The organism is Paenibacillus sp. plas6 (genome assembly GCF_057221655.1).
Genome location: NZ_CM170151.1, coordinates 2,231,309 through 2,246,141, shown reverse-complemented (window position 1 = coordinate 2,246,141; position 14,833 = coordinate 2,231,309). Strand labels below are relative to the sequence as shown.

General features: G+C 44.2%; 15 protein-coding genes. 3 read left to right on the top strand and 12 right to left on the bottom strand.

The annotated features are described in order from the left end of the window. Positions 1 to 26 precede the first annotated feature (26 nt). From AC2TDL_RS10170 to AC2TDL_RS10115, 12 genes are all read right to left on the bottom strand, one after another. On the bottom strand, positions 27 to 1,436 hold the full coding sequence (locus AC2TDL_RS10170; protein WP_484700935.1) for a glycoside hydrolase family 18 protein: 1,410 nt from the start codon (positions 1,434 to 1,436) through the stop codon (positions 27 to 29). Positions 1,437 to 1,864: 428 nt separating this feature from the next. Continuing rightward, on the bottom strand, positions 1,865 to 3,304 hold the full coding sequence (locus AC2TDL_RS10165) for an IS6 family transposase (RefSeq protein ID WP_484696056.1): 1,440 nt from the start codon (positions 3,302 to 3,304) through the stop codon (positions 1,865 to 1,867). A 176-nt stretch (positions 3,305 to 3,480) separates the two neighbouring features. After that, positions 3,481 to 3,630 (bottom strand): type II toxin-antitoxin system HicA family toxin, encoded by a 150-nt coding sequence (locus AC2TDL_RS10160; protein WP_227872737.1) that lies wholly within the window; start codon positions 3,628 to 3,630, stop codon positions 3,481 to 3,483. Positions 3,631 to 4,062: 432 nt separating this feature from the next. Continuing rightward, entirely contained in the window at positions 4,063 to 4,464 is a 402-nt protein-coding gene (locus tag AC2TDL_RS10155; protein ID WP_484700932.1) for an Rrf2 family transcriptional regulator, read from the bottom strand. A gap of 122 nt (positions 4,465 to 4,586) precedes the next feature. Further along, positions 4,587 to 5,972, bottom strand: coding sequence for a DHA2 family efflux MFS transporter permease subunit (locus tag AC2TDL_RS10150; protein ID WP_036628256.1), 1,386 nt, complete (start codon positions 5,970 to 5,972; stop codon positions 4,587 to 4,589). A gap of 78 nt (positions 5,973 to 6,050) precedes the next feature. Beyond that, positions 6,051 to 6,959 carry a methyltransferase domain-containing protein gene (locus AC2TDL_RS10145; RefSeq protein WP_484701130.1) on the bottom strand — a complete coding sequence of 303 codons (909 nt, stop codon included), beginning with the start codon at positions 6,957 to 6,959 and terminating at the stop codon, positions 6,051 to 6,053. Positions 6,960 to 7,069: 110 nt separating this feature from the next. Next, positions 7,070 to 7,972 (bottom strand): NAD(P)/FAD-dependent oxidoreductase, encoded by a 903-nt coding sequence (locus AC2TDL_RS10140; RefSeq protein ID WP_036623451.1) that lies wholly within the window; start codon positions 7,970 to 7,972, stop codon positions 7,070 to 7,072. 24 nt (positions 7,973 to 7,996) lie between these two features. After that, complete coding sequence (gene trxA / locus AC2TDL_RS10135) at positions 7,997 to 8,311, bottom strand: thioredoxin (protein WP_036623452.1); 315 nt, start codon at positions 8,309 to 8,311, stop codon at positions 7,997 to 7,999. Positions 8,312 to 8,656: 345 nt separating this feature from the next. After that, positions 8,657 to 9,427, bottom strand: coding sequence for a DJ-1/PfpI family protein (locus AC2TDL_RS10130; RefSeq protein ID WP_051985478.1), 771 nt, complete (start codon positions 9,425 to 9,427; stop codon positions 8,657 to 8,659). Next, complete coding sequence (locus AC2TDL_RS10125; protein WP_036623456.1) at positions 9,424 to 10,068, bottom strand: DUF2306 domain-containing protein; 645 nt, start codon at positions 10,066 to 10,068, stop codon at positions 9,424 to 9,426. Before AC2TDL_RS10125 ends, AC2TDL_RS10130 begins: the two co-directional genes overlap by 4 nt. Before the next feature lie 43 nt (positions 10,069 to 10,111). Further along, positions 10,112 to 11,143, bottom strand: coding sequence for a DJ-1/PfpI family protein (locus AC2TDL_RS10120; RefSeq protein WP_036623458.1), 1,032 nt, complete (start codon positions 11,141 to 11,143; stop codon positions 10,112 to 10,114). A 68-nt stretch (positions 11,144 to 11,211) separates the two neighbouring features. Then, the gene (locus tag AC2TDL_RS10115; protein ID WP_115311194.1) at positions 11,212 to 11,427 is read right to left on the bottom strand and encodes an SHOCT domain-containing protein; all 216 of its coding nucleotides are present in this window, start codon (positions 11,425 to 11,427) and stop codon (positions 11,212 to 11,214) included. Positions 11,428 to 11,638: 211 nt separating this feature from the next. Here AC2TDL_RS10115 and AC2TDL_RS10110 point away from each other — a divergent pair, with 211 nt between their 5' ends. The 3 genes from AC2TDL_RS10110 to AC2TDL_RS10100 all read left to right on the top strand — a co-directional run bounded on the left by AC2TDL_RS10110 (position 11,639) and on the right by AC2TDL_RS10100 (position 14,804). Further along, positions 11,639 to 12,325 (top strand): response regulator transcription factor, encoded by a 687-nt coding sequence (locus AC2TDL_RS10110; RefSeq protein ID WP_036628261.1) that lies wholly within the window; start codon positions 11,639 to 11,641, stop codon positions 12,323 to 12,325. A 1-nt stretch (position 12,326) separates the two neighbouring features. After that, positions 12,327 to 13,661 carry a sensor histidine kinase gene (locus tag AC2TDL_RS10105; RefSeq protein WP_484700925.1) on the top strand — a complete coding sequence of 445 codons (1,335 nt, stop codon included), beginning with the start codon at positions 12,327 to 12,329 and terminating at the stop codon, positions 13,659 to 13,661. 330 nt (positions 13,662 to 13,991) lie between these two features. Beyond that, positions 13,992 to 14,804, top strand: a complete 813-nt coding sequence (locus tag AC2TDL_RS10100) for a CPBP family intramembrane glutamic endopeptidase (protein ID WP_484700923.1) — start codon at positions 13,992 to 13,994, stop codon at positions 14,802 to 14,804. Positions 14,805 to 14,833: the final 29 nt, after the last annotated feature.

Sequence of the window (14,833 nt, the reverse complement as noted above, 5' to 3'; positions counted from 1 at the left end):
CGTGAGGGAGTCGTTATATTTCTACGTTATAGCTTTTCAATTTGAAAATTATCATCTAATAAGACCCAGTTTTGAGGATAAGGATAGCCTAATGCCCAGTAGCTTATGCCGCGAAGATTATATCTTTTCGCCAGATCGAACTTAGCTTGTGCACTGCGGGCATCTTCAAACCATACTTCATGCCATCTTCCTTGCTCATCGAGATAACGGAAATATGGGGATGCAGCGGGCTCGCTGTATTGAATGACAGCTCCATGTTGTACGGCTCTCCTAATTGCTTCCTGTGGGCTAATTGTTTCTGCTTCTTGCCCCTCAACATGTGGAAGCAACCAATCTCTCGCATAAATTTGAAAGCCCATATAAATTTTTTCTGCTGGCATTAAAGTTAACGCATATTGAATAACTTTTTCGATTTGATTAATTGGAGAGATCGCTTGTGGCGGTCCTTTTCGATAACCCCATTCATAAGTCATAAGAATGACAAAGTCGGCAATTCTGCCGTGTGCCTCATAATCATGCGCCTCATATAGAAGCCCACCTTGCTCTTCACTTATTTTCGGAGCTAGCGCAGTAGAAACAATATATCCTTGTGGATGAAGTCGATCGACTGCTAATTGTAAAAAGTTATTATAATTTTCACGGTCCTCTGGCAATACATTTTCAAAATCAATGTTTAATGCGCGATATCCTTTTTCGTTCATAACCTGCAAAATATTATTAATTAAGATTTCCTGTAATTGCGGGTTCGAAAGAATCACATTTGCTAAATTTGATCCTGCCTCAGTTGAAGTGAAGTTTGTAATACTAAGCATTGGCACAATGTTATGACTGATTGCAGCAGCAACCATTTCATCGTCATCAAATGGCTGCAATGTGCCGTCCTCTCGAATCATATAAGCAAATGGACTAAAATAAGTAAGCAATGCCCCAATCTCATTTAACGTATTGACTGCATCCGTATCTGCTTGATACGTATAAGCATTTACTTCAATATAAGGCTTTACTCTAGGAATAACAAGCGACATTCCTGCAAGCAGCATTTCTGTGATTTGTATGCCGTTTGCCTTAGCAAGGTCTTGAACTGTTGTTTTATAACGAGAGGCAATGCTATATAATGATTCGCCAGGTTGAACGATATGGATGATTGGAGGAATTAATAAAGTAGTACCAGGATAGACAACATTCGGATTAGTCAGCTCATTGGCTTGAATAATCGCTTGTACATTAATTCCATATTGGCCTGCAATTGACCATAAGCTTTCTCCATTTTGCACGATATGAGTGGTCATTGGCGTTGGGATTACCAGTGACTGTCCAATCAATAATTGATTTGGAAACTGCAATCCATTGACTCGGACCAGTTCATTCATATTTACTTGATAGCGGTTTGCTATATTCCACAGCGTATCTCCAGCGCGTACGACATAGATAAGCAATTGAACTCCTCCTACGAGATCTTTTTTGCTATAGCATATGCGAGAGCTGAGAAAAGTGTGTGTCTGCCTATTTTCAAAAAAAAATACCCCGTCTATCTAAAATATGTGATTCTTATCTGCTAAGAAACCCACTGATATAATCAAGGTGTGAAGGGAATAGCAACTAACTAAAGGTAGTGTCAAAAGTTCTATGAAAACTCAATAGGTGTTCGGGTCGTCTCCCATTTGTTGGGTGGAAAGGCCACGCAATCGCTCTTGACAAACACGCCAATGGTTTGACTCTACTTTAACAAGGGCGACGGGGACAAAAAGAAGGCATGCTAAATAGCCCTTGGTTTTTCCATTTTAAACCATTGGCTAGTTCGGTTTGTCAAGAGTTCGCTCCGCCGATTGCTCGTTTTTACTTCGGGCTCTGCTAAACCAAAAAGTTAGGCTGGTTGTTGTTCGTTAATCCATTGTTGTGCTAAAGCGATCAGTTTAGTCCATCTCGCAGGCATATTCGGGAGCTGCAGTAACTCTGGATTAAGCACTGGCACCTTACCTTCTAATGCAGAATGAGGCCTTAAAAAGTTAAAGTAAGCTACAAACAGGGTCACAAAAGAAACAGATCCTTGTTCGGATCCAAACCCGTGTGTTGAACGATAATTGCCTTTAAATGTGCGATTTAGTCTTTCGATAACTTGTTTGAGATGCCTATACTCCGTTGACACAGGATCTTCATTGGTAAGTCCAATAACCTGCTTGATGTCGAACTGAATATCGTGTTGAGCGAAAAAGTGCTGAGCTAAGAGATAAATCGGATTGCCATCCACCACAAATGTAAGATCTTTAGGAATCTCTTTCAGTTTCATTAAGACATCATCAATGGCACGGATTGCTGACACTGTATCCCGATTTGGCGATACTGGGTAAGACAAAATAATCTTTTTTACCGCATCAAAGAAGAAAAACAAGTAATGCCAACGCCCATTCACCTTGATGTAGGTTTCGTCTCCACAGAACTGGTCAGAAAGTTCGTAGGGATAATAATCTACGTAAGGCTTAAGTATTAGGGCAACTGCATTCTCATAATTTAAAATACTTTGATGCGATATGCTTACCCCATGTACATCTTTCATGAGTGCAGCTGTTTTACGGGCCGAAAGTCCATAGTTGACATGATAGGTTAAAATGAGCCCCAAAGTATGTGGCGACGCATACAGCCTGGATAAATCAACCTTGGGCTTTTTGGGGGAAGACTTAGACAATGGCTGAAAATCGATGTGAAACTGCCGGAAAATGTATCTTAACTTAAAGGATTGAGGATCTTTTTTAAACTGTCTCTTCTCTTTCGAAGACATACCATTTAGTTTCTTTTGGTAATAGGGACAATCATTATTTTTACACTTGAACACGTTAAAGTCTTTTCGCTCTTTGATTTTTTCAAGAGTCTTAGAACAATGAGGACACTTTAAAATGGCCTCTTTCAAATAGCGGCTCTTATCATTAAACAGACAGGAACATACCTTACATTGATACTGTCCTTTGCCCCCATTATTGGCATAAAGATAATCCGATGGAGCACCACACTTCGGACAGTTCATAGATTTAGGTACAGTCGTCTTTGCATTCAAACGCCTTTGAACAGGCTTTAGATGTTTACCGTTTTTCTCTAGGTATTCTGTTAGAAGGATTCGATAATCAAGCTTCTGAAGAGTTTCGTTGATCGGAAGATCATCCACCTGAAGCTTACGATATGGTTTATTGATTGGCTCTTCTTTAGGTTTATCAAACATGTTTTTACCGATAAGAAGAGTAAGTAAAGTTTTAATAATTTGATCTTGGTACTTGATAAATTCAAGTAAATAGGTTAATAATTGAGGATACAAACTTGTCACTTCCTAGTTGTTTGGGATTAAGTGTTCGGTGTGGTAACCTTACTTTTAACCTAAAACTATGGGGGTGGCAAGTTTTTTGCTTTCCGAGACTTATATATCAAGGAAAACCCTCAATTATATATATAAAGTTTTTACAATACGTTTGAATGGTCGGGAGGGAGCCGGGGCTATTCAAACTTTAACCCCGACCGCCGTTCAATGCTTTTGAGCGTAGGAACGGGAATGTCTTTGTCAGGATGTTTGACGGTTGTTCGTCCCTTTTGGGTTGGGTGCTTGAACTGGTGATGACTTCCCGAGAAAAATCCACGGTAACAAATACTATTATATTTGTCAATTGAGAACGCAAACTAATCCGCCTTTTTAAGGTATCTTCCAAGTCTTGAACCAGTAACGATATTGTCCGAACGTCGGCAATTTATCCTGCGGAGGAAGAATAGGGACGAGTGCTTTCCCGTCTAATACTTTATTTTTCAGTCCATCATCCCGATTCCTGACCCATCATTTCACGAATTAAACCAGACCCTCCAGGCTCCTGCATTCGACAAGTTTCCGAATATGCAAAAGAAGAGCTCTCGATTCACCATTAAGGTATATCGAGAGCTCTTCTTCGCGACATCGATGCGGTCGAGAGGACAATGGTATCAATCTAACGCAGCACAATCTTGTTCAATGCCGTTTGTATATCTTCCTTTCATGCTTTTCCCAAACGGTTTAATAAAATAAACCATTCTCATAAAAACAGTTTTTCTTCAAAGAACTACCGTCATTTTCTTAGCAATCTCAGATAATTTTTGGTTTTTTAAAAAGTCCTCCATTTTCTCTTCAGCCGATACCATCACCTTCTGAACTAAACACTCTGATCCATGATTCATTTCACAGTCGAATAAGGAGGCGGAGCCTTCAATGGCATGAATCACGTCGAGAAACGAGATTTCTTCCCAATTCCGTTTTAAGCGATATCCACCATTGGCTCCTGAAGTCGATTCAATCATTCCTGCCTTGACCAGCTTGGTAAGGATTTTGGATAAATACGTTGGAGAAACGTCTTGTCTCTCCGCCAATTGCTGTACGCCGATAAGTTTGTTCGGCGGGAATGCGGCAAGAAAGAGCATCGTATGAAGAGCATAGTTTGTCGCTTTAGAAAATTTCATAACGTGATGTTCACCTCAATTATGGACTTTATGTGCCCATAATAACTTTTTATATTGGCTTATGTCAAATATCGCCTCCCTTATTACTCCTTTATTCGTTGTAACTGGCAACACTCCAAGACCTACGATTCCACTGAACCTTTACCATATGGAACAAAGAAAGTAAGAAGAAAACCACTCGCTGCAACGAGGGCTAGTGACCAAAACGCGGCTTGAATTCCTTGATGCATATTGATCGGAAAAGAGAATGAGCTATAATCTGCGGTAATTGTCACCAGGGTGATGAGCAGTGCCCCGCCCATTGACATGCCCAATGTACGTATGGCCGTGGTCATCGGCGAAGCGTAATTCATCATCGAATTCGGCAAGCTCGCCATGGCAAAAGCAGTAATTGGGGTCATCATAAAACCGACCCCGGTCATAAGCAACGCATATAACCCTACCAACAGACCATACGGAGCGTGAATCGATAGCGCTATCGTTAATAGAGCCGTTACGGCGGCTATCCCGAAGAAGCCGATCCGAATCAAATAGCGACCGCCATAACGGTCGTAGATTTTACCCGATACCACTCCGGACACCCCCATCAGCAATGCACCTGGGAGCAGCATTAGCCCCGATTCTCTAGGCAGTAGTCCCCTGACATTTTGTGCATATATCGGGAGCAGCAGTTCCACCCCGGCCATCACAATGAACAGGACTACGCCTATAATCGATGCATAAGTAAATCTGGGGTAACGAAATACGTTGAAATCAAGCAAAGGGACGGCCAGTTTGAATTGGCGCTTCACAAACAGAAACGACAGTGCGAATCCCACGATAAGGAAGGTCAGCGCAAGCTGAATCCCTTTTCCCTGATCGCTAAGGATACTAAATCCATACAACAGACTGCCGAAGCCCAAACTTGAATAAAGAATCGATCTCCAGTCCAATTTCGCTTTATGCGTATCCCAAACGTTTTCCAAGCAATAATAGGCGACAAACAGGTTCGCGATCGCTATGGGCGCCACCCCATAGAATAAGATTCTCCAAGAATGATGTTGAATCACGAAGCCGGAAATCGTCGGCCCCAGTGCAGGGGCGAGTCCCACAATGAGACTGGCCAGTCCCATCGCTGCCCCGAGTTTTTCCTTTGGGAACACTAGGATAATCGTATTCAGGAACACCGGTACCAGCAATCCGGCGCCAATCCCCTGAATAATTCGTCCGCTTAGGATCAATGTGAAGTCGACGGAGAAGCCGGCAATTAGCGTCCCTGTCGTAAAGGCCCCAGCGGATGCGAAAAACAGGGTTCGCGTCGAGTATTTTCCGATCAGGAATCCCGTCACAGGGATGACAATTCCAGAAACCAGAAGATAGACGGTGATCAGCCATTGCGCCCGATTGACCTGGATTCCAAGGTCAAGCATCATTTGTGGCAAAGCCGTGTTCAGCATGGTTTGCATGAGTTGTGCCAAAAAATTCGCGACGATTAGAGATGCGACAATGATTACAGGTTTTCTTTTCATAACGTTCCTCAATTTACTACAGACACTCCAGTTTGTAGATATTACAGATATTTTTTGTCCATTATATAGTTAAAGAAATTACTTATGGGAAAATTCTTGGACACCGGTGTACATGCTCTGATCCTTCAACTGAATAAGCACCTTGCCAAAACGCCCACCCTGCTGGATGACAACCTTATCCGTCGGATAGGTCCGTTCCAAATAATTGGCTATGATTTTCCTGTTCTGGTCGTCCGCAGGCAAACCGAAGATTCTCAGCCATTCCATCACCTCCTGGAGCGCCGTGTCTCTAGGTACCTCTGTAGATTTCATTTCCCGGGTTACGAGCGACTGATAGGAATACCCTTTGAGATACAGTAAATGGAGCAAATAAGCCATTTCCAAATGTTCCGTTTTCATGGGCTGATCAGTGACCAAAGGCCAAATCTCTTTTACCAGACTGTGCTCCCTGGAGCCGACAGACAGGCTGATATAGCAATACTGTCGTGCGCAGCTCAGCACTTTCTCCACACTCTCCCAGTCGGCAATAACCGGGCACATGGAGACAAATACGAAATCAAAGGCTTTTTCCCACCCCTTTGCTTGAATATCAATGTCTTCAAAAGGCTCAGCCACAATCTCTACATTCCCGTTCTTTAATCCCGTTATATTACTTTTCAAGAGCTCAACTAATGGAAGACTAGGCTCCACAGAAGTAACACTAGCCCCTCTCTCCGCAAACGGCACTGTAAATCCGCCTGAGGCCGCTCCAATGTCTAATATGGAGATATCTTTAAATATCACACCCTGACTTTCCAGCCAATTCATTATCCGTTTTGTTCTTCGCCTGCCTTCTTCGCTAAACGCCTGCTCGTTAAATGACTTTGCCCTATGGTCAAAAGTATGTGCTGGATCAATTCCAACTTTTTTCATTTTGCTAATCGCTGTATCTGGATCCTTCTTCCAAGCTGCTTCCCAAACGGCATCATTAAAAAAATCGTTCGTCATCATCCTCTTCATCCCTTTCTGTTTGATGCAGTCATTACACTTATGACTTTTGAAAAAAGTCCTTCTCTCTAAGAAACTTTTCCCCAAGAGAAGGACATGTCCACTTAGAGCTAAACGAAATCCTCTTCGGTCAGCTCCATGTTGATGCCAATCGCCGCTTTGCTTCCGCCTGCTGCGGCATAAATCAACTGGGAAGGCATGACGTAAGCTGCATCCCCGGCGGCATACACACCTGGAACCGAGCTTTTGCCCCACTCATTTGTGGCGATACCGCCAAACTCATTTACCTCATAACCAAGCGAACCCTGAAAAGACGCCTTCGGTTTCCATTCCGGTGTAATGAATCCTCCCGTTCTCTCGATTCGCGTGCCATCTGCAAATTCCACCTGCCGCAATTTCCCCTCATGACCGATAAACATCGTTACTGCTTGTTCAACCACTTCGATGTTTCTGGATTTCAACAGTTGTTTTTGATCGTTGTCCAGAACCGCATGCCCATTTGTACAAACCACAAGATCTTTACTCCAGGTATAGAGCAGCTTGGCCATATGAAACACTCCAGAGTTCTCGGAAACAACAATTAGCGGCTGATCTCGAAGCTCCCAACCATCGCAGTAGGGACAACTGAACAAACTTGTTCCATAACAATCACGCAAACCTGGAATATCCGGGAAAATCTCCCTAAGTCCAGTGGTGATCAGTAATTTGCGTGCTTCAATCCGTTTTCCGGTTGACGCCACGGCGACGAACCTGTGATCAGTCCGGTGAATCTCGGTTACCTCCCAAGGTAAAAGTTCAACGGAGGGATACCCCAGAACCTCCTCATATGCAATACGCCTAAACTCGGCGGGTGTCACACCGTCTCTTGTTATAAATCCATGAGAGGCATGTGTAACCGCATTTCGGGGCTGGCTGTTATCAAATAACGCAACACTGCGTCTGGCCCGCCCAAGTACCAGAGCCGCATTGAGTCCTGCCGGGCCTCCGCCGATAATAGCACAATCATAAATCAAAAGAATCTCCCCTTTTTTGTTGATTTATTTGGAGCCAACAAGCTGCTGCAGTTCACCTTTCGACAATATGCCTATTTCTTTATATAGAGGCTGTCCATCTTTGAATATAATGGTTGTCGGGATGCTCATAATCTGAAATTGTGAAGAGGTTACCGGATTTTCGTCTACATTAACTTTAACGACTTTAATGGAATCATTTGCTTCCCTTTCAAACTCCTCTAATACAGGTGCAAACATTCTGCATGGACCGCACCAAGCGGCCCAAAAATTCACTACTGTTATACCTTCCGTTTGCACCATCTCATTAAAAGTAGAATCTTTCGCATGTTGAATAGCCATCGTGATCTTCCTTTCGATTAAATATACTATGGATATATAATATCTTTAATTTGTCATAAGATGGGTCTAGTAATCTTGTCCGGCGTTGTTGCCAGTAAATGGAACATCACCTCAAACGCATAATCAGTGGCTTGTGAGTTTTCATAGCACTCCTCCATTCGAATTAAAGACTTCATGTATCTATGATAACTTTGTTTTGGATAAGATGCAAGTCAGTCCCAAGAAAATTTAGCCAAACCCAGGCCAGTTGTATTCTTTTGGCCTGTGATCGAGCCAACAACAGCGGACAGGCCAGGGTGTTTTGCATCATCCTAGTCTGCCGCTGTTGCTCTTATCGGATCGGTATTAGTTTTCGTCAAAATGGATCGGCGCAATGCCTTCCGCTCGCCACACCGTGCCTCTTTTCTCGTACTCGAATAACTGTTCTACAGCATTTGCGATTTGAGGACCTAACTCACGATCAACCAAATACAAGGCCACATCAAGACCCGAAGTCACGCCTCCCCCGCTTACGAAGCGAGGACCATCTTCAACGACTCTTGCTTCAATCGGAATTGCACCGAGAGCTCCTAACGCTTCCATGCCTATTTGATTGGTAACCGCATGTCTATCTTTCAACAAACCTCCCATCGCAGGCAGCAGTGTACCACCGCATACTGTAGCTACAATAACTTCCTCATTGTTAAAAGCTTGTTTCAATTTCTCCGACAAGCCCGTCATCATGGCCTTCTTTAAAATATTCGGAATGGTATCTTCCGAATTTCCTGCTGGCTTGCCCGAAGCCCCGGGCACCAAAATGATTCCAGGACGCTTGGGGTCTAATGCAGCTTGCGCTTCGAGAGCCGGCCCGTTCAGACCGCTCGGGACAGAACGCTTGCCTTCCGCGGAAACCAATTCCACAGTAACTGCTCCGTTTGAGTACATTCCCGCAGCAGCAAATACTTCGTATGGTGCTAATGCGTCCAGCAGATCGAAACCATCGAACAAGACGATTTGAACATGCATCCTTTTGTCTTTGAATGGATCATTATTTTTTTTTGAATTCGCACTTGCTGCAGAGGTAACTAGACATAGAACTAGTACAAACGACATGAGTACTCCTATAATTTTTTTCATCCTACCACTGCCTTTCTGGATCGATTGATATTTCTGATAATGATGTTAGGAATGATCAACAGCAGCACAATAGAGCCGTAAACCCCTATTGTATAGCTGGTAGCGTAGTTGAGACCAAATCCCTGATAAAAAAGGGAGGTGATGAGATGAATTGTCATGTTCGTAAAACAAAAGGCGTAACTTCGGATCATCCAGTTCCGGTGCCGAATGATGCGTTTCTTTTTGATTTGTACAAGCGCCGTAATGGTGATAAACAGCCATATTAGATTAAGAGCGTTGAACCCCATACTGCTTATTTTTCCTCCGGTAGCATAAGGAGCCATATATCCGGAAGTAATCACGACAAGAAGGACGGATACTAAATAAACGTAGCCGTTTATACGGTGGAACTTGCGGCTTTTTTCAAGGACGCGGTTGGAGAAGTTGAGCAACCCTGTCGCCATGGCGATGCAGGCAAACGCAACATGAACGTGCATAACGTTGATCCAGACCGGAAGATTAAGTTCGCGCTTCAGGCCGATTTTATGGCTTATAAACGCCTTTGCTTCGGGATCGATAATAAAATTGGCCACCAAAGCGTAAAGGATAAATAGAATACTGATGCAGGCCAATAAGCCGTATGATATTTTCCACTCCTTCATGCGATCCATCCCCTCATTTTAATTGCCAAATCGCATTTATGGGTTAGGTAACACGCTTGCCTGTTAATTTGGATGCAGGCAGTATGCCGGCCCTGGCGAATCCAATCATGTCATCTCCACGCACGGTAACTTCGAATTTTAGATTTAACCGCATAGGTTTCGTGACGCGCAGCGACCAGGTGAGCTTATTGTCCTGAAGTAAGGGATTTATAAACTCGACCGTCTCATCCCCTTGTGTAGCCTGGCCTTGGACCAACCCATTCCTTATGGAAATGGAGAGCTTGACCTCCAGTTTTCCAACAGGCGTAGCAATTGTTGTATCCCAATCCCCGTCGAAGTCAGATTCTCCGGGTAATTTTATATCCGGGGTATCATAAATCATCCCCATATTGTTCGTCGCGTTCGTTTCTTCGTCGGTCTCTGCCTTGTGAGAGCCAGGCGCCCTTCCTTCTTCCCGCCAGACCGTTCCTCTCCGTTCGTATTCGAACAGTTGCTCTACCGCGTGCGCGATGCGCGGTCCAAGCTCGCGTTCCACCAGATACAGCGCTACATCGAGTCCCGAAGTAACGCCGCCACCAGTGACCAGGTTGCCGCTATCCACTACGCGTGCAGGAACGGGAATGGCTCCGGTTGCTCCAAGTACATCCATGCCCAGATGATGCGTTACCGCTGGTCTGCCCTCCAAGAGCCCTCCCATGGCCAGTAACAGGGAACCGCCGCAAACCGTGGCAACGATGATGTCATTTTGCCCGAGTGCTTGCTCAATCATTTCAACCAATTCGGTATTCAGTGCCCGCGACAGAATGGCTGGGGGCGAATTCGGCCCATCTCCTTCGACGTCGCCCGACGCGCCAGGTACAAGAATGATGCCTGTTCGTTCCGGGTTCAGTCTGCCACTCGCTTCAATTTTTAACCCGTTGATGCCGCTGGTGACGGATCTCGGCCCTTCAGCGGTAACGAATTCTACGCTTAACGCGTGTTCAGCATACATTGCCGCGGCACAAAAAACTTCGTAAGGTGCAATGGCATCCAGAAGGTCAAAGCCATCAAAAAGCACGACTTGAACCGTTAACATCCATAAACCTCCTCATATTCAAAGTCAATAGATTGATCCTCGAACCTGCGGATCGTATCAGGGAAAAGTTATTTTGTCAGAAGATCCTTCAGCCTGTGATATTCCTTCTCGTCGATTTCACCACTCGCCATCCGACCTTTTAGAATCAATGCGATGTCACGGTCTTTTGGATTGGAATCTCTGTAGCGATGACGAATCAGATAAATTCGAATTGCGACAAAAGAAAAAAGCGTAAGACAAAATAGAGCACCGAATGGAAAAAATGAGAAACTTCCGTATTCCAAGTTTGTCAACCTCCTTCATCCGTTTTTGCGTAGAACGGGCCCTAACTCGCGATATTTGCTGTCCGACTCGGCAAGAAGTATCGTAACAAACAAGTATCTCAAATGAAGTTGTATAAAGGTCACAAAACAATAAACAAATCATCACAAATTAGGTGGTTCTGTTTGTTGCATGGGGTTAAATGATAAACTAGTTTTCAAAGGAGGGATATTCATGAGTGAAATCAGTACCATACTGGTTGTAGACGATGATCAAAGCATTGTTGAACTATTGAGCGACTTTTTAGAGTATGAAAATTATCGCGTTATAACCGCTTGCGATTCTGTTCAAGCTTGGACATTGTTTGAGCAGAATTCCATTCATTGTATTGTTCTTGACATCATGATGCCGGGTCAAAACGGGTTTGAGTTATGTCGCCGGATTCGGGAGAAGAGTAACGTTCCGATCCTTTTCTTGAGCGCACGCAGCGACGATGTGGACAAGATTCGCGGCCTGACGCTCGGCGGCGATGATTATATTGTCAAAACCGCTTCACCCGGTGAAATTGTAGCCAGGATAAAAGCTGTACTACGACGTTCTGTTTCCCAACTGCAAATGAGTGAGAGAATCTTGGATTTTGGCCGCATCAAGCTAAATCTATCCACAAGAGAAGTATTCGTGGATGGGAAGAGTGTAGTGCTCACCCCGAGGGAATATGAATTATTGCGATTATTTGCCGAACACCCCAGGCATGTTTTTTCATATGAACAGATACTTTCGAAATTTTGGAATGGGGTAGGTGACAGGCATACGATTCGGGTGCACATCGGTCGACTTCGCGAGAAAATTGAATCCGATCCGAACCATCCTCAATACCTAGTCAACGTATGGGGAATAGGGTATCGCTTCGAGGGAGGTTAAGATGAGAACACTTCGTATTCGTTCGTTTACTATACTGCTTTTCTTCTTCTTAATGTTAGTGCCGTGGATCTTTTATGTGACAACACACTTCATAGAGACAAAAACGCTCAGCTTCGCAAAAAACGGAGCTCAAGCCGAGATTCTGCAAGGACAATGGATCGAGAAGATCGTACAGCTGATCGAAACCAATTCGAACAAATGGAGGGATCCGAATTGGCAAAACCAATTGCATCATGAGTTGCAACAAGCGAAAATGGAAGCGGCTATTCTATCTGCATCAGATCAAGAAATTTACCGTTCTAATCCACAGAGCCATGGCATATTGCCTTCTACCGAACGGTTCTCCATTATAGAGGACGGGCATTTGCTCGGAAAGGTCATTATTTATCTTCCGAAGTCAAATGCGGCTAAGTTCATTTCGATATTTACCGGGCTATTGTTAGCTTTTTTTATTGTCGGTGTTGAAATGCGAAGGTTTCTTCTTAAGCCTCTCGAAAAGATGAGCTTTGCAGCCAGAAAAGTCGCTGCAGGAGATTGGGACGTAGAGTTGCCTGGATCCTATATCACCGAAATCTCTGAGGTACGCGATGCATTCGAAATGATGGTGAATGGAATGCAAAAAGCTTTTCAAAAACAAGCGGAATTGGAAGAAGAGCGCCGATTCGTCATTACAGCTGTCGCTCATGATTTGCGTACCCCATTGTTCGCTTTACGAGGTTACTTGGATGGTCTGGAACAAGGCATTGCCCAATCCCCGGATAAAATAACCAAATATTTGGCCGTTTGTAAGGAAAAATCGGCGCAATTGGACCGGTTGGTAGAGGACCTGTTCACATTTACAAAGATGGAGCATGTGCAGATGGATCTTCATCATCAGAAGATTGATATTAAATTCATCATCCTGAAATCGATTGACAGTTTAAGTCCGCTAGCTCGCCAAAAGAACCTCTCGATTTCGACCCATATTGAAGACGACTGCTTCATTAACGGTGATGTGCATTTATTGGAACGAGCGATGAACAATTTGTTGGATAATGCCGTCAGACACACACCCTCGTATGGTGAAATTGTTGTTCAATCTTATAAAGAAGGTAACAAAATAAAGTTTATGATCCGTGATACCGGCCCGGGCTTCTCCTCGGAAGAACTACATCGAGTTTTTGAACCTCTATATCGTGGTGAAGCATCTAGAAATCGTTCAACTGGAGGTAGCGGATTAGGGCTGACCATTTCACAACGAATTGTAAGGCTTCACGGAGGTGAGCTCTCCGCAGGCAACCATTCGGAAGGCGGAGCGCTGCTAACGGGTTGGATACCTGTAACTAACCCAGGCTAAAATCGAAGAACGAACGTTACTGGACAATTTTCCTGATCACAATAAGGAAACATCCCCTGAAGTTCTTTGCTTTGTGGGATAGCGCCAGCAGATAAAAGGCATACCTCAAATACCCTGATTGAAAAGCCATGATACCAAAAGAATTACAATTAGCCATGGAGCCTCCGTCTTGGACGCAGTTTCCGCTCATGTTATGATAACTTAATCAACACAAATCATTTCCGAAAGGTTGAGATTTTCCTGCCATCGGTAACGACCATTGCAATGAAGCTCTTGGGAAAAGATCCTGAGAGCTTTTCATTGTAGATGAACAGAAAAGGAGAAATAAACATGATTCGGAAATCAGCATTGATTGTGTATCTGATCATTTCTTTCGGTTGGACATGGGGGTGTTGGATTTCAGCTTATCGGTGGAGCAGATCGACAGACCATTTTTTACGAACGGATATGACGATTTTTCATCTTGCCGGAAATTTTTCCATTGTTCAACTGTTATTCGCACTAGGCGTGTTCGGTCCTTTGCTCGGATTCCTTGCGGTCCGTACCCGAGAGGGAGTTATACTGTTCAGACGTCCCGGTCGAGCTGATATCCGTTTCGCATTATCTATTCCGATCGTGATCGCAATTCCGATGTTCGTACTCAGCATCCTGCTCAGCAGTTTGGCGGATGCAACCTGGCAAGCGGTTGCGTTATCCGTAATCGGATATTTCATTTCAAATGTGCTGACAAGCGGAACCGAGGAGTTTGGTTGGCGCGGATATCTGTATCCTTATTTGAAGACAAGGGAACAAGATTTCTGGCACGCTGCATGGAAGGGGGGCTTCATCTGGGCATTATGGCACTATCCGCTGCTCTTTATTTTGTATGTGGACGCGGGGCTGGCTGTTCTTGTGCCTTCTTTGATTGGGTTTACAGCGTCCATCGTCGCCATGAACTATATCACCAATTTTATCTTTGAACGATCAGGCTCCATCCTGCTTGTGATGGTGTTGCATGCTTTGAACAATACGGTCAGTTTTACTTTGATCAGTCTGTACCCGGAAACACCGTTCACGATTGTGAGCAGTCTGATGACGTGGGCAGTTGTCGGTTACTTGGAGAAAAAATGGACAACTGGCGGCTGGCCGAGGACGAGTGAATGAACAGATCAATATAGTGGAAATCTGGCAAG